The following is a 20,546-nucleotide window of genomic DNA, read 5'->3' on the forward strand; positions in this document are numbered from 1 at the left end:
TAATAGATGCTTAAAACACCTTTGAAAATCACAACAACGTTACTTAAATTTACTGCAATTGCAGGCGCCTGCACACTTGCATTATCAGCACATGGGAAAACACAACTTCAATACACAGAACAGCAAAAATTACATGATATAGCAGCTCAAGTATCACCCGAACGTATTGGTAGTGACATTCAAACGCTGGTGGATTTTGGTACTCGCCATACGCTTTCAGAAACTAAATCGGATACTCGAGGCATTGGTGCGGCTAGGCGTTGGATAAAAAAAGAACTTGAAAAAATATCTGTGCAGTGTGGTGGTTGTCTGGAAATTATTGAAGTAAAGGACACTATATCGGGCGAAAAACGCATTCCTAATCCTGTTGAAGTGGTTAACATAGTGGCTATTCAACGTGGGTCGAACGAGCCGAATCGCATGGTGATTATGTCGGGTGATATAGATTCACGTGTAAGTGATGTTATGGACTTTACGAGTGATTCACCGGGTGCTAACGATAATGCATCGGGCGTGGCAGGAGTAATAGAAGCAGCTCGTGTTTTAAGTAAATACAAATTTAATGGTTCGGTAGTTTACGCGGCGCTTTCGGGCGAAGAGCAGGGTTTGTTTGGCGGAAAAATATTAACGGCTTATGCGCAAAAGCATGACTGGCAAGTTCATGGCGTTTTAAACAACGATATGATTGGCAATATTACCGGTATTAATGGGGTAACTGATAATACAACTGCGCGTATATTTTCAGAAGGTACCCGTGTTGTAGAAACAAAAGAGCAAGCTAATACTCGCCGCTTTACAGGTGGTGAAGTCGATTCTGCGAGTCGCAATTTAGCTCGCTACATAGATACTATTGCTGACAGATACATTCCTAATTTAGATACAATGCTTGTATATCGATTAGATAGATTTGGCCGTGGTGGGCATCATCGTCCATTTAATGATGCAGGTTTTGCAGCGGTGCGTATTATGGAAACTAACGAGCACTACGATCGTCAGCATCAAGATTTACGCACTGAAAATGGTGTTGAGTATGGCGATACAATTGATGGCGTTGATTTTGATTATACGGCTAAGTTAACTTCACTTAATGCGGTTACTATGGCATCTATGGCGTGGGCACCCGCACCGCCAAAAGAAGTTAAAATAAAGGGCGCTGTTACAGCTGATACGTCGTTTTCATGGCAAGAAAGCAGTGATGAAAATATTGCTGGCTATAAAATTTATTGGCGTTACACGAGCGAGCCGCAATGGCAGTTTAGTAAATACGTTGGTAAGGTTTCACAGTACACACTTAAAAACGTAGTGATTGATAATTATTACTTTGGTGTAGCCTCTGTTAGTAAAGACGGTATTGAGTCTCCAGTAGTTTTTCCGGGTGATGTGGGTTCGTTTGATCACAATATAAAATAATAGTTTGGCTAAAAACACAGCAAACAGAGCGCTTTAAGGTGCAAATGACCGTTTTATACTTGCACCTTATTTACTAAGCCCTTAGAGTGTTAAAAAAGAAGTAAAAGGTTATTAAAAATGCAACAACAAGAAAAAAAGCCGTTAACAGCAAAAGAACAAGTTATAACTGATGAGCAAAGAATGCAGTGGCAACGCGAATGTTTTCAAACAGCGCAAAAGCATTTAGCCGAAAAGGGCATTATGCCAAAATCAGTAGTTGATAAAGACAGTCGATTTTTAGCACCACTTTGTGCAATGTGGAAATTTAAAGCACAGAACGGTAAAACATATTGGGTAATAACAGGGCGGTTACCTACAGATCATGCTGAGGTTAGTGCGGCAACAGATGCACGCGATGCAATGCGTTATTTTTCTTTGCAGTGGCAATTAAAAGCGGATCAAATTATGAGTACAGGCGCGCGTGATAAAACGCAGGTAGATTTTGCTAACTTACTTATAAATAGAGCACATGGCTTGTATGAAATGTATGATAATGAACCGCTGTGGGCAAATGAGTCAAAGTAGCTACAGTTTGGGTTAAGTAACAATGTAGAGGGTGATAGCTTATTTATTGCCCTTTGCTTTATCTAATGGACAAGTGTGAAGGGGGTTGTATTAAACGCCGAAACAGAGCATTGCATACGTTGCCTAGGAATTCCCGCCTCCATAAATACATTTCCTTGCTGAATAAAGCCATTGCGCTTAAAACGCTCTACTTCATTTAAAATACAATTAATGCTTACTTCTTCAATACCTTGGTTTGAAGCTAATTCTACAATAAAGTTTAGAAGCGATGTATATACTTTGCGATTACGGTGCTCAGGTAATACAGCTATTCTGCCGATTAAGCCATCTTTACATAATCTACCCGTTGCTATTGGGCAGTTTGCATCGTCTGTAACAAGTACATGTAATGCAATTTTATCTAGGCTATCAAATTCGATATGCTTGGGGATATGTAACTCGTAAACAAAAACTCGCTCTCGAATTTTTTGTAGCAAATCTTTTTTTATATCCCATTCAACCTTATCAACCAGATAGCCCATTGCAAACTCCTATTGATACCAAATTAAAATGAGTAAGCAATCACAGCAAAGTTATTTAAGCCAATATCAGATGAAAATTAAAAATTTTAACTGACCTGTATACATAGTATCTTGCGCTGTAAAATGCTCATCATTATTAATATAATTGGTATTATTACTCGTGGTCTATATTAAACCAAAGCCCCTCATTAACAAGTGTAGTAAAAGTTTGAGTAAAAACTAAACTTGGCTTTGTTAAATTTAATGCTGAACTTTCAAACTCAGTATGATCGGTAAGTAGTTTTACCGCCGCTAAGTCGGTTAACGGCATGGCGTAATTTTCGCCATTAACACTTAGTAAAACTTCTGTATCGAGTTGCTGATAAATAGCGCGTGTGCCACCTAAGCGTTCAAACACTGTTTCTTCATCACTTAAATCATCGCTTATTTGCTCTGACGTAAATGGAGGCTCTACTGGCGCTAAATCCATTTCATGTTTGGGCTGACTAAGCGTTGAGCCTAGCCATTGTTTAAATAAATCGTCATTTTCTAAAAGTGCTGCCATCAGTGTTTTAACTTTATCAACTTCAAGGTTTGTAAGTTCACCTTTTGATTTTCTGAGCGTGATGTTGTGATCGGTATAACGTTTTTGGCCGCTTTCGGTATCAATAATATGATCGGCAAAGCTCGACAATAAATCTTGTTGATTTGGCGCTCTAAAACCAACTGAATAATTTAGTGCGTTTTCTACAGCGTAACCTTCGTGAGGGCACCCTGGTGGAATATATAAAATATCGCCAGGCTCTAATATGCAATCGATTACGGCTTCAAATGCTTCTACTTGCAGTAATTTTTTGTTTTGAGCAAACTGCTTAAGTGTTGGATCGGGCAGGCCTACGCGCCAATGACGTTTACCTTCGCCTTGAATAATAAATACGTCATATTGGTCTAAATGTGGGCCAACACCACCATTAGGCGTTGAATAGCTGATCATTAAATCATCTATGCGCCAGTTTGGAATAAACCTAAATGGCTCTAGTAGTTGTGCAGCTTCGCTATGCCAGTGATCAACTGCTTGCACGAGTAATGTAGAATGATCGTCTGTTAACTGCTCAAAGTCTTCAAATGGACCTTGGTGCGTTTGCCAATCATTTTTATGATTGGTGATAATACGTGACTCTATGCTTTCTTCCATTGCGAGACCGGCAAGTTCATTAGCATCAAGCGGGTCTTGAAAATCAGCAAAACCTTGTTTGATTAAAAGCGGTTTTTTTTGCCAAAAATGGCTTAAAAACTCTTGCTCAGACAAATTATTTATTTTTAATTGATACATACATTATGCCTACTAGTTTGTGCAATGGGGTTAAAACAAAAAAAGCGAAAGGATGAGCCTTTCGCTTTTTAAAAGAGTAATTTAGTTTTTAAACTAAGTCATCAATAAACTCAACAGCACGACCAATGTAATTAGCAGGTGTTAGTTTTTTCATTTCTACTTTAGCGTGCTCTGGAAGGTCAAGACCATCGATAAAGTCAGCCATTATTTCTTGATTTACACGTTTACCGCGTGTTAAATCTTTAAGTTTTTCGTATGGCTTTTCAATACCATATTTACGCATAACTGTTTGAATCGGCTCGGCTAGTAATTCCCAGTTTTGATCAAGCTCGTCTGCTAAACGTTGCTCGTTTACTTCAAGCTTGCTCACACCTTTAAGTGTTGATTGGTATGCAATGATCGCATAGCCCATACCTACACCTAAGTTACGTAATACCGTTGAATCGGTAAGGTCACGCTGCCAGCGAGAAACTGGTAATTTTTGTGCAAGGTGAGCAAAAATAGCGTTTGCTAAACCTAAGTTACCTTCTGAGTTTTCAAAATCAATTGGGTTAACTTTATGCGGCATTGTAGATGAGCCAATTTCGCCCGCAATTGTTTTTTGCTTAAAGTGATTAAGTGCGATGTAACCCCACATGTCACGGTCAAAATCGAGCAAAATAGTGTTAAAGCGTGCAATTGCGTCAAACAACTCTGCAATATAGTCATGCGGTTCAATTTGTGTGGTAAATGGGTTAAGTGTTAAACCTAAGCTTGATACAAATTTATCTGCGTGAGTATGCCAGTCGTAATCTGGGTATGCGCTAAGGTGAGCGTTGTAGTTACCAACAGCACCGTTAACTTTACCAAGCATTTCTACTTGTGCAATTTGGTCGCGTTGACGCTTTAAACGCATGTATACGTTAGCAAACTCTTTACCCATCGTTGATGGTGTAGCTGGTTGCCCGTGCGTACGAGTCATCATTGGGATTGCTTTGTACTCAATCGCTTTTTCTTTAATTGCGCTTAAAAGTTCATCGCAATAAGGGAGTAAAACCTTGTTACGTGCTTCGCTAAGCATTAAACCATGAGATAGATTGTTAATATCTTCTGAAGTACAAGCGAAGTGAATAAATTCATTGATTGCATGAAGCTCACTGTTATCGGCTACTTTTTCTTTTAATAAGTATTCAACCGCTTTAACATCGTGGTTTGTAGTGCGTTCAATATCTTTAACGCGCTGTGCATCAGCTTCACTGAAGTTATCTACAATAGCGTTAAGTAGTGCATTTGCTTGTTCGCTAAATGCAGGTACTTCTTTTATATCGCTTGCTGCAGCTAACGCTTGCAACCAACGCACTTCAACAATTACGCGGTATTTAATTAAGCCAAATTCGCTGAAAATACTGCGTAGTTCAGTGGTTTTGCTGCCGTAGCGACCATCCACCGGAGAGATAGCCGTTAACGCTGAAAGCTCCATAATAACTCCTAAATTTTAGTTTGAACGATAGTTAAATTTTTGTTTTAGCAATGGCGAGTATTTTTCTTTTTGAAAAGAAAAAGTGACGGCGTTTACCGCCCATTTGTCGCCATAATACTGCACTTCTAACACCGGCTAGTAATAGGGCACGGATTTTATTTTGAGTGAGCTGCTGTTTTAATAACTCGGGTTTACCATAAACCTGTATTCGGTGCCCAAGGGGGCTCAGCACCGACGAGTATATATCTGCTAAACCGGCAACAACGCTCTCGTCGGTAATAGCAAAATGATCTAAACGACGATGAATATCATCAATTCGTTTGCCTAATTCGTTTAAGCTCTTGTCGTTTGCATTTAGTGCACGCTCAAGCTGCATTAAACCACCTACGTACTTTACTATTTCAACATCTTTTTGAGCGCCTGCAGTAAGCTGCGCCATTAATGTTTTATAGCCATCACGCAGGTTATCTGTACCTTGATAAACGTCCTCTGGAGATTCAGGAGATGTTTGAATAATACTTGAAAGTAAGATTTCTAAATCGTGTTTGTTGTTGCTGCCGTATTGGGCAATTTTTTGAACTTGTTTAGCAACCTGGCACATGGCGGCAAGCGCCATGACTTGGTATTCATTCATTACTTAATCACCGAGTCAATAATACCACCACCTAAACACACATCTTCTGCATAAAATACGGCAGATTGACCTGGCGTAACTGCTTTTTGTGGTTCGTCGAATAATACACGAGCCATGCCGTCTTCACCTACAAGTAGGGTACAGCTTAAGTCTTCTTGACGGTAACGTGTTTTTACTGTGCAGCGAGTGGTGCCTTTAGGGCCAACGCGGTCTACCCAATGTAATTGGTTTGCATTAAGACCATTACTGTATAGGCGAGGGTGATCTTTACCTTGACCAACAACAAGTACGTTACGTTCTAAATCTTTATCAACTACGTACCATGGTTCGCCAGAACCTTCCTTCATACCACCAATTAACAAGCCTTTGCGTTGTCCAAGTGTGTGGTACATTAAGCCTTCGTGCTCGCCTACGTTGTTACCGTCAGTGTCTTCGATAACGCCAGGTTGCGCTGGTAAAAACTTTTGTAGAAAATCTTTAAATTTACGCTCACCGATAAAGCAAATTCCGGTGCTGTCTTTTTTATCGTGCGTGATTAGGTCTTGTTCTTCTGCTATGCGGCGTACTTCTGGTTTTTCGATATCACCTACAGGGAATAACGTTTGGCCAATATGTTCATGGCTTAGGGTATATAAGAAGTAGCTTTGATCTTTATTATTATCAAGTCCGCGACACATTACGTATTTGTCATCGCGAAGTTCACGGCGAACGTAGTGTCCGGTTGCAATAAAGTCAGCACCGAGTGCTTGAGCCGCAAATTCTAAAAAGGCTTTAAATTTAATTTCTTTATTACACATTATATCTGGGTTTGGTGTACGGCCGGCTTTGTACTCTGCTAAAAAGTATTCGAATACATTATCCCAGTATTCAGCAGCAAAGTTTACTGTGTGAAGCTCAATACCTAATTTGTCGCACACGGCTTGTGCATCTTTTAAGTCATCAGCGGCGGCACAGTATTCATCATTGTCGTCTTCTTCCCAGTTCTTCATAAACAGGCCTTCTACTTGGTAGCCCTGTTGTTGTAATAAATATGCAGATACAGAAGAATCAACACCGCCGGACATGCCAACAATGACTTTAATGTGACTATTTTCGCTCATGAATAATTTCGCTTATACAGATTGCTGTTAACTTGGAAAGGCCGCGATTATAGCATGTATTTTGTTTGTGCTTAAAGAGCGTAGGGCGGCAAAGGACATAATTTGTCACTATTTTATTTGTATAACAAATAGCAAACTAGACTTAAACGCATTATCAGGCTGTAACTTTAGCAATATTAAAGTGATCTTTACTAATAAATTAAGAGTATAGAATAATTCATGTAGTTATTGAGTTTTATTAATAGTATTTTCTTTCAAAACTACTAGGGTAAATATACACTTAATAAAAATAAAATAGTGGTGAGTATATGGTTGTAAACCATTTTAAAGCCGCTTGAAATATAGTCAATGGAATGAATATATGAATTATGCCTATCAAATAAACAAGATAAATTCTTTAGTCGAGCATTACACACAAAAACCGGATTTTTTGGATAGCGAATTACTTTCTAGCAAGACGACAGAGTTTAAAAAATCAGCCTATAATCTTTTTTATGAGTTAATAAAACCCAAAAACCCTCATATTTACCAAGAGCCAAACCATGTACATGAGTTATTTAGCTTAATAAAAGGTTCAACAGTTAAAAAGAACGTTGATTTAAAGGTGCTTGAGCATGTAGAGCACTGGTGGCTTGAGTGGTATTTCGCTTTAGAAATGGAAGAAAAGCTTAGTATAGAAAAAAATGATATGCCAATGAGTTACTTACCTCAAAGTACACTAAACCCTATGCGCAAACATGAGATAAGTCACTACGCTAGGTTATTTACCGTTTTGCCAATGCCAGTATGTAATGTATGTGCCAAGACGGGTGATATTTTAAAAGTTAATCAACGTTTTGTAGATGTTTTTGGTTATACAGTAGAAGATGTGCCAAATCTTAAATCATGGTGGGAAAAAGCGTATCCAGATCCCCAATACAGAGCACTTGCAAAAGAGCTGTGGCAAGACTCTCTTGAAAAGGCACTAAATAACAATAACGACATACCCGCAAATAACTATCGAGTTTCTTGTCGTGATGGCTCGCAAGTGATGATGGAAATTTCAGGGATTGATATAGGTGAAGAGTTTTTAGCTGTTTTTAATGATGCAACAGAGCGTTTAGAAGCAGAAGATATACTCAGGGATATGGCCTTTTTGGATGCATTAACCAAAATTGCAAATAGGCGTCGGTTTGATGAAAAACTAACGCATGAGTATGAACGAGCAAAAGAATGCGAAGGCATGCTATCGATGATTATTATCGATATTGATCATTTTAAACAATTTAATGATCGGTATGGGCATGTAGCGGGCGATACGTGCTTATATGACGTGGCTCAAAAAATTGCTTCAACGGTTAGTCGCCCAGAAGATTTTGTGGCGCGCTATGGTGGAGAGGAATTTGTTGTTTTACTTCCACAAACAGATAGGCAAGGAGCGCTGTTTATAGCAGAGCAAATACAAAAGGCTGTAGAAAGCTTAGCTATTGCTCACCAAGATAGCTTTACCGGATTTTTATCAATAAGTATGGGCATTAATACCATTAGCAACTATACAAATAGTAATGAAGTCAGCTTTGTTAAAGCCGCTGATAACGCCCTTTATTATGCTAAAAAACAAGGACGTAATTGTATAGCGCTAAGCTCAGAGTAAATCAATTATAAATAGTTTCTAAGCTTAACGGTGGTCGATTCAAGCTGTCGTTAATGCACTTGAGCACTAAAGGGCTTCTAAGAGGTAATGATTTTATTTGCTCTAATGTATACCAGCTAGCGCTGATGATGTCGGAATCCATTGGTGTTGGTGCTTTTATATTATTAGGCGCTTCAAATAAAAAGCAGAATCGCAAATAGTGCACTGCGTTATCGGCATGCAAATTATAAACACCTAAAAACCCAATAGGCTCGAGCGTTAAGCCTGTTTCTTCTAGTAGCTCTCTGCTTGCAGCTTGTGCAAGTGTCTCATTTTGCTCTAAATGACCCGCAGGTTGATTGTAACAAATTTGCTTTGTAAATTTATCTCGCTCTTTTACAAGTAAAAACTCGTTTTGCTTTTTTACTATTGCTGCAACCGTGACATGCGGTTTATGCATCAACTACGCCCTTAATTACTTTGTATTCACCACAATTAATATCATCCAACGTATAGTTGCCAATGCTATAGCGGATGAGGCGAAGTGTAGGGTGTCCAATATGCGCGGTCATTCGACGAACTTGTCTGTTTCTACCTTCATTAATAGTAATACTTAGCCAAGTGGTAGGGATTGCTTTTCGCTCGCGTACAGGCGGGGTACGCGCCCAAATTGTTGGCTCATCAATTATTTTAACGTTAGCGGGGAGTGTAAGCCCGTCTTTAAGTTCTACGCCATTACATAAATCATTAATTGATTCACTCGTTGGTTCACCCTCAACTTGTGCCCAGTAGGTTTTATTCGTTTTTTTATCAGGAGCAGTTAAGGTGTTTTGTAATTTTCCACAGTTTGTTAAAAGCAATAAACCTTCACTGTCTCTGTCTAACCTTCCTGCTGCGTAAACTTCTTTAATAGGGATAAATTCAGCAAGCGTTTTTCTGTCTGCGTCATCTGTAAATTGGCATAGCACATCAAACGGCTTGTTGAATAACACAATTTTTCTGTCTTTAGATGCTATTTGCGGCTTTATTTCTCTTTTACCAGATGGCGTTTTGTTAAGTGCACTGCGTGAATAAGTACGCCCAGTACTTCTTTTTGGCTTGGCTTGTGTTGCTTGATTATTGTCTGATTTAGCTCTCATTATATGCACCTAGCTGGTTTTGGTAATCCGGCAATTTTTGTTGCTTGCTTGGCTGGGCCTTTAGGAAATAATTTATATAAATAAAGGCTATTACCTTTATCTTCACCGAGTGCTTTAGCCATTGCTTTTACAAGCATTCTAATTGCTGGGCTGGTGTTATATTCAATGTAAAAATCACGAACAAAATTAATGACTTCCCAGTGTTGCTCACTAAGTGTGATGTTTTCTTGAGTAGCAATTACAGGCGCCAGCTCCTTTGACCATAAAGTATGGTCGATCAAGTAGCCTTGTTTGTCGGTTTCAATCTGTTGGTTGTTAAATTCAAGCATGAGTTACCACGTAATTGATTGATTAGTTGATAAAGTGAGTGCCACAAAGTCTTCATAGCTAATTGCTTTATCGTTATCTGCTAATTTTATTGCACGTACTTGCGCGTCTTGTTCAAGTATTAACAGTGTATCTGCAAATTGTCTAAATTGTTTTTTTGCAAAGCAGGCATCACCAACAAGTAGTACCTTATCGCCTGATAAAATTAAGTTCTCTAGCTGATTTGCCGAGTAATAGTTAAGCGGCTTTGAAAATATATGTAACGTACTCATAGGTTCACCACATGTTGCTGCGCTTTAATTAGTGTTTGTTGTTGACTAAAGTTAAGAGCTTTTGCTTCTATGAGTAAATCATGTTTATTTAAACCATAATCAAGCAATGATTTTTCACACACGAAAATGTTTTCAACATCATATATTTCGAGTGTTTTAATATTTTTAAAAAAGTCTTTTAAGCCAATATTGTTTGGTTGTTGATGCTTTTTTAAAGCTAAAACGGCGGGGCCGCTAAACAACCAACTTACATTTTGGTCAACAGCAGCAAATATCAATGTCATATCAAGTGCATCACGAATATTTAAATCGTCAAATGGGCTGCACTGACTCATTACTAATACGTTTATCATTTAAATTGCACCCATTTATCTGCGTCGCTTGCAAGCATTGCAAATTCAGCTAATCCTGCGACTTTAAATACACCTGTGTTTTTAATATCTAACCCGCGCTTTTGCGCGGCGGTAACACACAGCATTAAATTTAGTTTTTGATCAGCGAGTTGCTGCCAAAGTGCTGAAATTTGAAGCTCGTCTGAGGATAAATCAAAGTGGGTAGATGCATGATAAATACCTTGCTGGTATAAAAAAATAGCATCAATGGTGTGCCCTTGGGCTAAACATGCATTCGCAAATTTAACTATGCGTTGCGTGGTATCGTGATCGGATGGTGGTGTATGTAATGAAAGAACAAAGCGTGCCAAAACAATTCCAATAAAAAAGCCCCAATAAAGGGGCTATTTTAACAGAACTATTTAATTAGTCATCACTTGCGCCAAGTAGAGCAAGTAAAGAAGTAAATAAGTTATATACGCTTAGGTATAAAGACACTGTTGCGCGAATGTAGTTAGTTTCACCACCGTTTATGATTCGGCTTGTATCAAATAAAATCAAACCAGACATAATCAGTACAACTGCTGCATTAAGCACCATAAACATCAATGAACTGCCAATAAAAATATTAACGATGCTTGCTACAATCACAACGATTAAGCCAACAGTTAAAAAGCCACCCATAAATGAGAAGTCTTTTTTAGTATTTAGTGCATAAGCAGATAAACCAAAAAAGATAAGCGCTGTAGAACCTAAGGCTTGCATAATAAGCATTGGGCCATTAGGTAATGCAGCATAATGGTTAAGCAATGGACCTAAGCCTGCCCCCATTAAACCTGTGAAAGCAAACACCCAAAATACACCAGATGCTGTATCTGCTTTTTTATTTACAACAAATAATAAACCGAACGAAACGAGTGTAAACACAATTCCCATAAAGTAAGGTAATTGTAGTGCCATTGAAATACCGGCTGTAACTGCACTAAATGCAAGTGTCATAGCTAGTAAAAAGTAGGTGTTTTTAAGTACCTTGTTTGTTTCAATGGTAGACATTACCGGTTTCGCGGTATTGTACGATTGATTAAACGCCATTGTAGAGCTCCTTTAAGTGAAACGTGTGTGTTTCGATAATTTAACTAAAATTAGATTACCAACTCTTATATGTTTGGGCAAACCTTTGTAGATCAATAGAGTTAAATATTTAAATAAAAGTATATTGACGGCTAAATTAAAAACACTTTGTTTTATCTTTAAACAAATTAATTGTTTTTTAAGCACTTAAACAATTAATTTAAAAAAAAGCTTCACAAAAGGGATGGGTTTCCCTATTATGCAGGCCGTGCGGAGAGATGGCAGAGTGGTCGAATGCACCGGTCTTGAAAACCGGCATGGGTTTATAGCCCATCTAGGGTTCAAATCCCTATCTCTCCACCACTTATTTAATAAGTGTGTGGTAATTAAAATATCATTCATTTAAATAGTTATTAGTACACTCTTACTTTTAACTTAGCAGTATCGGAGAGATGGCAGAGTGGTCGAATGCACCGGTCTTGAAAACCGGCATGGGTTTATAGCCCATCTAGGGTTCAAATCCCTATCTCTCCACCATATAACAGAATAGCCCGCTAATTTAGCGGGCTTTTTTGTGTTTGGAACACAATTAGTACACTTATACAAACCCGCAATAATACTTAATCATTTTGCGGGGCTAAACGTGTCGCTCCATGCGTTAAAAAATTCTCATTTTGAACAACTAAATAGCGAATTTATTGCCTAGCTATCAACACGTTTTTCCACCCTCAAAATAGATCACTTAATTAAGCGAATTGGTATTACATGTTTTATCTCTCATTAGTAAAATCTTAAAAGCAGATAGAATTGCTGACACATCATCTTCTGATGTTAAATAACGTTGATGCTCTCTTCCTTTTTTTGTTTTTAATAAAACTACCATCACAAAAAATTTTAAATGAGTTGGAATGCACATATTAATGTGTGCTATTTTTAAACATTGGTGGATTAAAGGTATGAAAAATAGGATGTTGTGGCTCAAAGATGATCTAGATTCGAGAAAGTTAGTTGTATATCGTGCCGCCATGTTTTCGTTTATAACGCTTTTTGTACTTTTTGTATTTCAACCTTTTGGCACTTCAAGCGATACCGAGTCTTACAAGTTTCTGCGACTTTTTGGCTATGGGTTAGTAACCTTTTGTGCTTTGCTATTGTCAGGTTTCATAGAAATAGTGTTACTTAAGTTTAAGCTAAGTAAATTAAACCGTTTAATTATTATTCCTATCACATATATTTTAATTACTGCGATATTCAATCATGGGTATTTTGTGGTTGCTGTACTTGGATCTTAGCATTGGCAGAATCAATTACTTTTTGTAGGGTATATTTTTTGTATTGGTGTATTTCCTCTTATTTTTTTACTTGTGGTAAATAGGCATGTAATAGATTTAACTAAGCCAAGTAAAGTTAGCGTTGCTCAAGAGCAGTTGAGAGAAGTTGAATTAAAGACAATTACTCTCAAAGGTGATAACAAAAACGACGAAATTAATGCGGCTCCTCACCATATTTTATTTATTAAATCTTCAGACAACTATTGTGAAATAACAATACAAGAAGGAGCTTCAACTTCACGTAAACTATTACGTGTATCTCTTAGCGGTTTATTAAAGCAGCTTCCAGAAAAAACAATTATATTACGATGCCACCGTTCTTATGCGGTTAACCTGCAAAACATTCAACACTACAGTGGTAATGCTGGAGGGTTGCAATTATCGCTACATACAATTGATATTAAAATTCCTGTGTCTCGTTCTTATGTAAAAGTAATCAAAGATGCTTTGTCATTAATCCCAAAATCATGTTAATCCCCCCTAAAACATGGGCTTTATACCTCATCTTGTAATTGATACCTAATAGGTCGCTTTGTATTTTTACTATTGCCAAGATTAAGTTGAAATTTACAACTTAACGAGAAAAGTAGATATGAAATACGCTATCAAGGCACTTGCAATAATTTCTATATTTGTATTTTGCCACTATGTAATGAGGCAGTTTAGGGGAGAAGGTTGGTCTAGCTGGTTGTCTGAACTTGATAATCTAACTGGCATTTTATTTACCCCCGCTAAATATATTTTTTTATATGGACCGTTAGTTATTGCGGCTATTATTTTGTTTAAACAAAGTAAGCCTTTTGAATCTATAGGGTTTAATTCCTCTGGTTTTATTAACTATGCACTCGCAGCAATTATTTGTTGTACTCCTATGGCAATAGGTTATGGATTTTTGAGTGATGAACTTAACCTATCAATACTAGCAATAATAACTGGCTCAGTTTATGCGGGGTTTTTTGAAGAGCTAATTTTTAGGGCTGCATTGTTTGGTGTTTTATTTAAATATTGTAGATGGGGCTTTGTGCCTGCGGCATTAATTAGTTCAGTAATATTTGGTCTGGGCCATATTTATCAAGGCAATGATGCGATTTCTGCATTGATGGCGGTTGCAATCACTACTGTAGCAGGTACATGGTTTGCGTGGCTATATTGTGAATGTGGTTATCGTATTTGGTTTCCTATGTGGATGCATATTTTTATGAATGCAGCTTACGGAATATTTGGTATGTCGGGTGGCGCAGTAGGTGATCTACAAGGTAACTTATTTAAAGCAACAGCCATTGTGTTAAGTATTGTGTATGTTGAGATGCTAATTCGACGAGGAAAGCAGCGCGAAGTTACATTATCAAAATTATTTCAATGCACTAAAAATGGCCTTTACACGCAACAAGCTAACTTAAATTGATTGGGAAACGACCATGCTAGAATTATTTATTGTAATAATTATATTTAGCTCACCCTTTTTGATTCTTACTATTACTAAACGTTATTTCACCTATAAAACTACAATAATGGCAGCGCACGCAAAATTTAAAGGACTAAATAATAACAAGATAACAAAATTAGAGGAACAAACAGCGATGTTGAGCAAAAGGGTGGCAGTGCTTGAGGAAATAGTAACATCTAGCCATTTTGAGTTATCAAATAAAATAGCTAAGTTATAAGCATTTTGATAAGTGTGACCCAAACTTATGAGCCTATTAATAAAGTAATAGGCTCATACTGCAATAAGGTTTATTTTTAATCATAAATTACGACCATAGTCTCTGTTTCTAACCTTTAGATCTTGGTGCATGCTTTATACATAGAATTTAGATTTGTGTATTAAGGATTTTAAATGAAACATCAGCTAGCAAAAAGCGTAGGGCTTTCGTTATTATCGCCTGTTATTGTAGGCAGTTTACTTGGTGTTTATTACTCACTTACGCTTGAAGGCGAGTTTGTATCAATATTTCTTACCTTATTAATGACTGCTATATCAAATGCACACATAGTAGGCTTAACAATGGCTGCTTTTGTTGTGCCTGGGTATTTACTCATGTTTAAGTATTCTAAAGTTAATTATTCAGGGGTATTAACTCTTGGACTACTAGGCGGAGCGATATTTAGTTACTTATTAAGTGCCACAACAGGGGAGATATTTTTGATCAATAGTGTAATGTCAGCATTCGCTGCTGGGCTGTTTTTGTTTGGTCTTCGTAAAACGGCAAAAAAATAATCGCAGCATTATTAACCAAGCGCACTGATAAACGGTGTGATTTCCTTTTTTTTACCTCCAAAAGGTTCCAATTTTTCACGACAAAGAGTACCTTTAGCTACTGTATGTTTAATAAGAAGTAGTTTGGTATGCAAAAGCACGATTTTTACCAGTCATTAGTTAAGCAAACTGAATCGCTGATAGCTGGTGAATCCAATGTAATTGCCAATATGGCAAACATAAGCGCGCTGTTATTTACCTCTTTAGAGGATGTAAATTGGGCGGGCTTTTACTTTATGGATTCTCCTACTGAATTAGTACTTGGTCCGTTTCAAGGTAACCCTGCATGCATTCGTATTCCAGTAGGAAAAGGTGTATGCGGAACTGCTGCGGCAACCGTAGAAACACAATTAATTGAAGATGTTCACGCTTTTGACGGCCACATAGCCTGTGATGCAGCGTCTAATTCTGAAGTGGTTGTACCTATCATGAAACATGGTAAAGTATTTGCTGTACTAGACATTGATAGTCCGAGTATTGGTCGATTTGATGCTGACGATAAAGCCGGTCTAGAAGCATTAGTAAAATGCTTAGAGGCGAGCTTGTAATGAAAGATTTGCTAAATGTTCAAGACTACCTATTTGCTGTACAAGATGTTGGCGACTGGGAAGGCGAAGAAGAACATGTAGCGGAAACGCTCAATGATTTGATTCATATTGCATGGGATCGTCTTCCAGATGATTCAGAATGTGAATTTATTGATGAAACAATTAATGGTATTTGGGAACACCTTCGAGGTGATATGGCTGTTATAGAAGCCGATTTCGAAGAGTTGGTCGACTGGGTAACACACTACGTCGATTCGTCCCTTGATGAAAAGATGTGAAAAATAGGTTCTAAAATGGAAACCACAAACAAGCTAAAAGATATTAATGAAGTGTTGGAATTTTTATATCAAGAATTCCCACAATGTTTTAAACAAAAAGATGGCATCAAGCCGCTTAAAGTAGGTATTTTTAAAGATATTGCTGAGCGTATTGAAGGGTCTGAAAAAGTAAGTAAGACTCAAGTTCGTCAAGCGCTTAGAAAATACACGTCTAACTGGCGTTATTTAGAAGCTGTGACCAAGTCAGAGTTTCGTATTGATCTTGATGGTAATCAAGGTGAAAAAGTTGAGCAAGAGCATATCGACCATGCACAAAAAGCATTGGAAGAAAGCCGCGCTAAAATGGCTAAACGCAAAAAACAACAGCGTCCTCGCCAAGATTCAGATTCTAAATCTTTCAAGAAAAAACCAGCTCATGCTAGCAAACCAGGCGATAAAAACGCTCCTGCAGCTAACAAACCTGCTAAAGCAGCGCCGGCTAAGCGTTCAGGAAAAATTGAACCTTTGCCAGCAACTGAGGTCAAGGTTAATAATAAGGTTAAGGTTAAACTTGGCCAAGCACTTGTAAATGCAGTAATAACTGAAGTGAACAAAGATGATGTTCATGTTGAGTTAGTAACAGGTATGCAAGTTAAAACCAAAGCTGACAGCTTATACATTGTTTAAGTTGTAAATAAATTAAGGAGTTGTGTATGAGTAAAAAGTTTACGCTCATTCCGTTAGTTGCTGCCCTGTTTTCAGGTTCATTATTTGCTGCTGTAGAAGCCGTTACTATTAACGATTTACCCCAGCTCAAGCAAGAGAGTCAACATGGTACTGCTAGCAAACGAGTGGCTAGCTTATTTGCTCGTTCACACTATACACCGGTTCGATTTAACGATGAGCTTTCTAGTAAAGTGTACGATCGTTATATCGAATCCCTTGATTTTAATAAAAGCGTTTTCTTAGCCAGCGATATCGCCTCATTTGAGCAATATCGTGATGACTTTGATAACGCTATTACTACCGGTAAATTAGACTTTACGTTTGATATTTTTAACTTAAGTCTTAAACGCCGTTTTGAACGTTACGAGTATTCACTTACTCTGCTTGAAAAAGAGATGACGTTTGATAAAGAAGATGAATACTTTTTTGACCGTGAAGATTCAGCATGGCCTGCGTCACAAGCTGAGCTTGATGAAATTTGGCGTGAGCGTGTAAAGTACGACGCACTGCGTTTAAAAATGACGGGTAAAGATTGGGAAGGCATTAAAGAGGTGCTGACCAAACGCTACAAAAATGCAGAAAAACGTTTAGTACAATCAAATTCAGAAGATGCTTTTCAAATTGTTATGAATTCGCTAGCACGCAGTATTGAGGCGCATACGTCTTATTTATCGCCACGTCGTGCAGAGCAATTCAAAATGGATATGGACTTAGAGCTTGAGGGCATTGGTGCCGTATTAAGCCCTGATGAAGATTACACTGTTATTCGCAGCTTAGTGCCGGGAGGCCCTGCAGATAAAACAGATCAAATTAAAGCTGATGATCGCATTATTGGTGTTGCTCAAGATGGCGAAGAGTTTGTAGATGTAATTGGCTGGCGTTTAGATGACGTAGTTGATTTAATTAAAGGTCCTAAAGGGACTAAAGTACGTTTACAGTATTTAAAAGGTGTTGATGCTCACGGCGCTCCGAAAGTTGTAGAAATCACTCGCGATAAAATCAGACTTGAAGATAGAGCGGCTAAATCAGAAGTATTTGAAGCAAAATATTCTGATTTAACAAGTAAAATTGGGGTGATTGAAATTCCTGGCTTTTACAATAATCTTTCGAAAGATGTAAAAGTAGAACTTGCTAAGCTTAAAGAAGAAAAGGTTGATGGTATTATTATTGACTTGCGCCAAAATGGTGGTGGTTCATTATATGAAGCAACACAATTGTCAGGTTTATTTTTTGACCAGGGCCCAGTTGTTCAAATTCATACCTTAAATAACCGTATAGAAGAGCAAAAAGATCGTGATGGTATAACTTACTATGACGGCCCTTTAACTGTGTTAGTTGATCGTTACAGTGCTTCTGCTTCTGAAATATTCGCAGCAGCAATGCAAGATTACGGTCGCGCTGTAATTATTGGTGAGCAAACATTTGGTAAGGGTACTGTACAGCAGCACAAAGGCTTAGGCCGTGCTTATGACCTATACGATAATGCGTTAGGTAGTGTACAGTATACTATTGCTAAGTTTTATCGTATTAACGGTGGTAGCACGCAACATAAAGGTGTAATCCCTGATATTTCATTTCCATCAGCAATTGATCCTGCACAGTGGGGCGAAAGTAAGCAAGATAATGCACTTCCTTGGGACAGCATTGTTAAAGCGAAATATAAAAAACTAGGTAATTTAACCCCTATTATTACGTACCTTGAAAAACAACACGAAGTACGAATTAAATCAGAGCCAGAATTTGGTTATGTATTTAATGACATTACCTTATACAACGAAGAGAAAGACCGTAAAACTATCTCTTTAGTTGAAGCAGACCGTATTAAAGAAAAAGATGAAGGTGAAGCACGTGCACTTGTACGTACTAACGAACGTCTTAAGCGTTTAGGTAAAGATCCGGTAGAAAACTTAGACGATATACCAGAAGTAATTGAAGAGCTTGACCCATTTTTGGAAGAGGCTGCATTAATTACTCAAGATTATATAAATTATGGTCGTATAGCTAAGAAGTAATAACTGGTTTTACCTCTGTAAAAAAGGCGCATTGGCGCCTTTTTTACTACCTAAAATTTACTAAATTGTTATAATCCTTGATTACATAAAGTTGAGCTAGATCAATCATGCTCAATTAATGCGCTTTACGTGCTAAAAATAATAATTAAACACACAGTAAGTGTGTCTAGGAGTCTCTACTTTGAAGCTATTGGATGACAAACCAATCAAGCCCGCCTCGTTTTTTGATGCATTAATTCCTATCTCTGTATTAATTTGTTTACTTGGTGCTGCAGTTTACTTATTTGGTGATAACTCTTCATCAGGCCCTAACCAAATTGCACTTTTATTTGCTACTTTTGCAGCAGCTTTAATTGGGCTTAAAAACGGTTATACATGGAAAAAATTAGAACAAGCTATGATCGAAGGTATAACGCTTTCACTTGGCGCTATCCTAATTTTACTTATGGTAGGTGCGTTAATTGGCACTTGGCTACTTTCTGGAACTGTACCAACTTTAATTTATTATGGCTTGCAAGTTATAAACCCAAGTTGGTTTTATGCAGCGAGTTGTTTAATTTGTGGCATTGTAGCTATGAGTATAGGTAGTTCTTGGACTACTGCCGCTACGATAGGTGTTGCTTTATTAGGCGTTGCAACGGGTCTTGGACTTGAACAAACAGTTACAGCAGGCGCTGTTATATCTGGCGCGTACTTTGGTGATAAGTTAAGCCCGCTGTCAGAAACAACAAATCTAGCGCCAGCAGTTGTAGGCGCTGATTTATTTGAGCATATTCAACATATGCTGTGGACGACAGTACCAAGTTTTGTAATTGCACTGATTATATTTATATTCATGGGCTTTAACGCAACTGCTTCAAGCGAAGCGGGGCGTATTGATGAAATAACGGCTATTTTACAGCAAAACTTTAATATTGGTTTTGAAATGCTAATCCCGCTAATTGTACTTTTAGTTTTAGCGATTAAAAAAATGCCTGCTTTTCCTGCTATCTCTATCGGTGCTGTTGTGGGCGCTGTTTGGGCCATGTTGTTTCAATCTGATTTAATTGCTAGCCAAATTGATGTTTCTCAAGGGCAGCTAGTTGGCTATTTTAAGCTTGTTTGGACGACGTTTTTTGATGGTTTTAGCATAAGTACAGGCGATGACAAAATGGACTCCCTACTCAGTGGTGGCGGTATGTCCGGAATGCTTACAACCACATGGCTTATTATGACTGCACTGATGTTTGGTGCCATTATGGAAAAAACAGGCCTTTTGGATATTTTTGTTAAAAGCATACTTAAAATAGCTAAAAGTACGGGATCGTTAATTGCGGCAACAATAGCAACGTGTATTGGTACTAACGTGATAGCGGCCGATCAATATATTGCAATTGTTGTACCTGGTCGTATGTTTAAAAATGAATATGAAAAACGTGGTTTGAAGCCTGTTAACTTATCTCGTACATTGGAAGATGGCGGTACAATTACCAGCCCACTAATTCCATGGAACACGTGTGGCGCATATATGCAAAGCGTTTTACTAATAAATCCTTTTGATTATGCACTCTACGCTTTCTTTAACTTAATTAACCCTGTTTTAGCGGTGGTTTATGCCTACTTGGGCATTAAAATTTTACGTATTAAGCCAAAACAATCCGCCTAATTTTAAACAGCTCCTTT

The 20,546-nt window shown here is 37.8% G+C and carries 24 protein-coding genes and 2 tRNA genes; 14 read left to right on the plus strand and 12 right to left on the minus strand.

The window, feature by feature from the left end:
- Positions 1–6: 6 nt before the first annotated feature.
- Positions 7–1,410 carry a M28 family metallopeptidase gene (locus GQR53_RS05990; RefSeq protein WP_165743161.1) on the plus strand — a complete coding sequence of 468 codons (1,404 nt, stop codon included), beginning with the start codon at positions 7–9 and terminating at the stop codon, positions 1,408–1,410.
- 117 nt (positions 1,411–1,527) lie between these two features.
- Positions 1,528–1,974: a DUF4826 family protein gene (locus tag GQR53_RS05995; RefSeq protein ID WP_165743163.1), complete on the plus strand. Its 447-nt coding sequence runs from the start codon at positions 1,528–1,530 to the stop codon at positions 1,972–1,974.
- 62 nt (positions 1,975–2,036) lie between these two features.
- Here the strand turns inward: GQR53_RS05995 and GQR53_RS06000 are convergent, their stop codons facing one another.
- The 5 genes from GQR53_RS06000 to mnmA all read right to left on the minus strand — a co-directional run bounded on the left by GQR53_RS06000 (position 2,037) and on the right by mnmA (position 7,000).
- Entirely contained in the window at positions 2,037–2,495 is a 459-nt protein-coding gene (locus GQR53_RS06000) for a GNAT family N-acetyltransferase (protein ID WP_165743165.1), read from the minus strand.
- A 154-nt stretch (positions 2,496–2,649) separates the two neighbouring features.
- A complete protein-coding gene (locus GQR53_RS06005) occupies positions 2,650–3,807 on the minus strand; it encodes a cupin domain-containing protein (protein ID WP_165743167.1) in 1,158 nt (385 codons plus the stop codon).
- 88 nt (positions 3,808–3,895) lie between these two features.
- Positions 3,896–5,266, minus strand: coding sequence for an adenylosuccinate lyase (gene purB / locus GQR53_RS06010; protein WP_002962710.1), 1,371 nt, complete (start codon positions 5,264–5,266; stop codon positions 3,896–3,898).
- A 31-nt stretch (positions 5,267–5,297) separates the two neighbouring features.
- Positions 5,298–5,900: a high frequency lysogenization protein HflD gene (gene hflD / locus GQR53_RS06015; protein WP_165743169.1), complete on the minus strand. Its 603-nt coding sequence runs from the start codon at positions 5,898–5,900 to the stop codon at positions 5,298–5,300.
- Positions 5,900–7,000, minus strand: coding sequence for a tRNA 2-thiouridine(34) synthase MnmA (gene mnmA / locus GQR53_RS06020; RefSeq protein WP_002962705.1), 1,101 nt, complete (start codon positions 6,998–7,000; stop codon positions 5,900–5,902). The genes hflD and mnmA overlap by 1 nt, the downstream gene beginning before the upstream one ends.
- Positions 7,001–7,361: 361 nt before the next feature.
- Here mnmA and GQR53_RS06025 point away from each other — a divergent pair, with 361 nt between their 5' ends.
- Positions 7,362–8,633, plus strand: a complete 1,272-nt coding sequence (locus GQR53_RS06025; RefSeq protein WP_165743171.1) for a sensor domain-containing diguanylate cyclase — start codon at positions 7,362–7,364, stop codon at positions 8,631–8,633.
- Between the two features lies 1 nt (position 8,634).
- Here the strand turns inward: GQR53_RS06025 and GQR53_RS06030 are convergent, their stop codons facing one another.
- From GQR53_RS06030 to GQR53_RS06060, 7 genes are read right to left on the minus strand one after another with little or no spacing between them, the layout of a single operon-like run.
- Positions 8,635–9,072, minus strand: a complete 438-nt coding sequence (locus GQR53_RS06030) for an NUDIX domain-containing protein (protein ID WP_024600509.1) — start codon at positions 9,070–9,072, stop codon at positions 8,635–8,637.
- On the minus strand, positions 9,065–9,751 hold the full coding sequence (locus GQR53_RS06035; protein ID WP_024604803.1) for a pseudouridine synthase: 687 nt from the start codon (positions 9,749–9,751) through the stop codon (positions 9,065–9,067). The genes GQR53_RS06030 and GQR53_RS06035 overlap by 8 nt, the downstream gene beginning before the upstream one ends.
- Complete coding sequence (locus GQR53_RS06040) at positions 9,751–10,080, minus strand: TusE/DsrC/DsvC family sulfur relay protein (protein ID WP_165743173.1); 330 nt, start codon at positions 10,078–10,080, stop codon at positions 9,751–9,753. Before GQR53_RS06040 ends, GQR53_RS06035 begins: the two co-directional genes overlap by 1 nt.
- 3 nt (positions 10,081–10,083) lie before the next feature.
- A complete protein-coding gene (locus GQR53_RS06045) occupies positions 10,084–10,350 on the minus strand; it encodes a DsrH/TusB family sulfur metabolism protein (RefSeq protein ID WP_008133664.1) in 267 nt (88 codons plus the stop codon).
- Positions 10,347–10,703, minus strand: coding sequence for a sulfurtransferase complex subunit TusC (gene tusC / locus GQR53_RS06050; RefSeq protein WP_002962696.1), 357 nt, complete (start codon positions 10,701–10,703; stop codon positions 10,347–10,349). Before tusC ends, GQR53_RS06045 begins: the two co-directional genes overlap by 4 nt.
- The gene (gene tusD / locus GQR53_RS06055; protein WP_024596911.1) at positions 10,700–11,053 is read right to left on the minus strand and encodes a sulfurtransferase complex subunit TusD; all 354 of its coding nucleotides are present in this window, start codon (positions 11,051–11,053) and stop codon (positions 10,700–10,702) included. Before tusD ends, tusC begins: the two co-directional genes overlap by 4 nt.
- A 55-nt stretch (positions 11,054–11,108) precedes the next feature.
- A complete protein-coding gene (locus GQR53_RS06060; protein WP_008133668.1) occupies positions 11,109–11,774 on the minus strand; it encodes a Bax inhibitor-1/YccA family protein in 666 nt (221 codons plus the stop codon).
- 251 nt (positions 11,775–12,025) lie between these two features.
- On the opposite strand from GQR53_RS06060, the gene GQR53_RS06065 reads away from it, so the two are divergent.
- The 11 genes from GQR53_RS06065 (at position 12,026) to nhaC (ending at position 20,529) form a co-directional block, all read left to right on the plus strand.
- Positions 12,026–12,116 (plus strand) — tRNA-Ser (locus GQR53_RS06065).
- 83 nt (positions 12,117–12,199) lie between these two features.
- Positions 12,200–12,290: transfer RNA gene (locus tag GQR53_RS06070), tRNA-Ser, on the plus strand.
- Positions 12,291–13,180: 890 nt separating this feature from the next.
- The gene (locus GQR53_RS20830) at positions 13,181–13,558 is read left to right on the plus strand and encodes a LytTR family DNA-binding domain-containing protein (RefSeq protein ID WP_231619909.1); all 378 of its coding nucleotides are present in this window, start codon (positions 13,181–13,183) and stop codon (positions 13,556–13,558) included.
- 118 nt (positions 13,559–13,676) lie between these two features.
- A complete protein-coding gene (locus GQR53_RS06080) occupies positions 13,677–14,489 on the plus strand; it encodes a CPBP family intramembrane glutamic endopeptidase (protein WP_165743175.1) in 813 nt (270 codons plus the stop codon).
- 13 nt (positions 14,490–14,502) lie between these two features.
- Entirely contained in the window at positions 14,503–14,748 is a 246-nt protein-coding gene (locus GQR53_RS06085; protein WP_024594562.1) for a hypothetical protein, read from the plus strand.
- A 173-nt stretch (positions 14,749–14,921) separates the two neighbouring features.
- The gene (locus GQR53_RS06090) at positions 14,922–15,302 is read left to right on the plus strand and encodes a hypothetical protein (protein WP_002961912.1); all 381 of its coding nucleotides are present in this window, start codon (positions 14,922–14,924) and stop codon (positions 15,300–15,302) included.
- Between the two features lie 128 nt (positions 15,303–15,430).
- Positions 15,431–15,889, plus strand: a complete 459-nt coding sequence (locus GQR53_RS06095) for a GAF domain-containing protein (RefSeq protein WP_002961911.1) — start codon at positions 15,431–15,433, stop codon at positions 15,887–15,889.
- A complete protein-coding gene (locus GQR53_RS06100) occupies positions 15,889–16,167 on the plus strand; it encodes a hypothetical protein (protein WP_002961910.1) in 279 nt (92 codons plus the stop codon). The genes GQR53_RS06095 and GQR53_RS06100 overlap by 1 nt, the downstream gene beginning before the upstream one ends.
- A gap of 15 nt (positions 16,168–16,182) precedes the next feature.
- Positions 16,183–16,833 carry an RNA chaperone ProQ gene (proQ, locus tag GQR53_RS06105; RefSeq protein WP_002961909.1) on the plus strand — a complete coding sequence of 217 codons (651 nt, stop codon included), beginning with the start codon at positions 16,183–16,185 and terminating at the stop codon, positions 16,831–16,833.
- Between the two features lie 26 nt (positions 16,834–16,859).
- Positions 16,860–18,884 (plus strand): carboxy terminal-processing peptidase, encoded by a 2,025-nt coding sequence (prc, locus tag GQR53_RS06110; RefSeq protein WP_165743176.1) that lies wholly within the window; start codon positions 16,860–16,862, stop codon positions 18,882–18,884.
- A gap of 181 nt (positions 18,885–19,065) precedes the next feature.
- Positions 19,066–20,529 (plus strand): Na+/H+ antiporter NhaC, encoded by a 1,464-nt coding sequence (gene nhaC / locus GQR53_RS06115; RefSeq protein ID WP_197098738.1) that lies wholly within the window; start codon positions 19,066–19,068, stop codon positions 20,527–20,529.
- Positions 20,530–20,546 lie beyond the last annotated feature (17 nt).

It is taken from the genome of Pseudoalteromonas sp. Z9A6 (genome assembly GCF_011378805.1).
GTDB classification, from domain to species: Bacteria; Pseudomonadota; Gammaproteobacteria; order Enterobacterales; family Alteromonadaceae; genus Pseudoalteromonas; species Pseudoalteromonas distincta.

Bases quoted from the DNA above. Each gene is read 5' to 3' on its own strand.
- GQR53_RS06100 (WP_002961910.1), top strand. From the start codon at position 15,889: ATGAAAGATTTGCTAAATGTTCAAGACTACCTATTTGCTGTACAAGAT.
- GQR53_RS06040 (WP_165743173.1), bottom strand. From the start codon at position 10,080: ATGCTTGAATTTAACAACCAACAGATTGAAACCGACAAACAAGGCTAC.
- GQR53_RS06085 (WP_024594562.1), top strand. From the start codon at position 14,503: ATGCTAGAATTATTTATTGTAATAATTATATTTAGCTCACCCTTTTTG.
- mnmA (WP_002962705.1), bottom strand. From the start codon at position 7,000: ATGAGCGAAAATAGTCACATTAAAGTCATTGTTGGCATGTCCGGCGGT.
- tusC (WP_002962696.1), bottom strand. From the start codon at position 10,703: ATGATAAACGTATTAGTAATGAGTCAGTGCAGCCCATTTGACGATTTA.
- GQR53_RS06090 (WP_002961912.1), top strand. From the start codon at position 14,922: ATGAAACATCAGCTAGCAAAAAGCGTAGGGCTTTCGTTATTATCGCCT.
- GQR53_RS05995 (WP_165743163.1), top strand. From the start codon at position 1,528: ATGCAACAACAAGAAAAAAAGCCGTTAACAGCAAAAGAACAAGTTATA.
- prc (WP_165743176.1), top strand. From the start codon at position 16,860: ATGAGTAAAAAGTTTACGCTCATTCCGTTAGTTGCTGCCCTGTTTTCA.
- GQR53_RS06005 (WP_165743167.1), bottom strand. From the start codon at position 3,807: ATGTATCAATTAAAAATAAATAATTTGTCTGAGCAAGAGTTTTTAAGC.
- GQR53_RS06000 (WP_165743165.1), bottom strand. From the start codon at position 2,495: ATGGGCTATCTGGTTGATAAGGTTGAATGGGATATAAAAAAAGATTTG.
- hflD (WP_165743169.1), bottom strand. From the start codon at position 5,900: ATGAATGAATACCAAGTCATGGCGCTTGCCGCCATGTGCCAGGTTGCT.
- GQR53_RS05990 (WP_165743161.1), top strand. From the start codon at position 7: ATGCTTAAAACACCTTTGAAAATCACAACAACGTTACTTAAATTTACT.
- proQ (WP_002961909.1), top strand. From the start codon at position 16,183: ATGGAAACCACAAACAAGCTAAAAGATATTAATGAAGTGTTGGAATTT.
- GQR53_RS06095 (WP_002961911.1), top strand. From the start codon at position 15,431: ATGCAAAAGCACGATTTTTACCAGTCATTAGTTAAGCAAACTGAATCG.
- GQR53_RS06060 (WP_008133668.1), bottom strand. From the start codon at position 11,774: ATGGCGTTTAATCAATCGTACAATACCGCGAAACCGGTAATGTCTACC.
- purB (WP_002962710.1), bottom strand. From the start codon at position 5,266: ATGGAGCTTTCAGCGTTAACGGCTATCTCTCCGGTGGATGGTCGCTAC.
- GQR53_RS06025 (WP_165743171.1), top strand. From the start codon at position 7,362: ATGAATTATGCCTATCAAATAAACAAGATAAATTCTTTAGTCGAGCAT.
- GQR53_RS06080 (WP_165743175.1), top strand. From the start codon at position 13,677: ATGAAATACGCTATCAAGGCACTTGCAATAATTTCTATATTTGTATTT.
- GQR53_RS06045 (WP_008133664.1), bottom strand. From the start codon at position 10,350: ATGAGTACGTTACATATATTTTCAAAGCCGCTTAACTATTACTCGGCA.
- GQR53_RS06030 (WP_024600509.1), bottom strand. From the start codon at position 9,072: ATGCATAAACCGCATGTCACGGTTGCAGCAATAGTAAAAAAGCAAAAC.
- GQR53_RS06035 (WP_024604803.1), bottom strand. From the start codon at position 9,751: ATGAGAGCTAAATCAGACAATAATCAAGCAACACAAGCCAAGCCAAAA.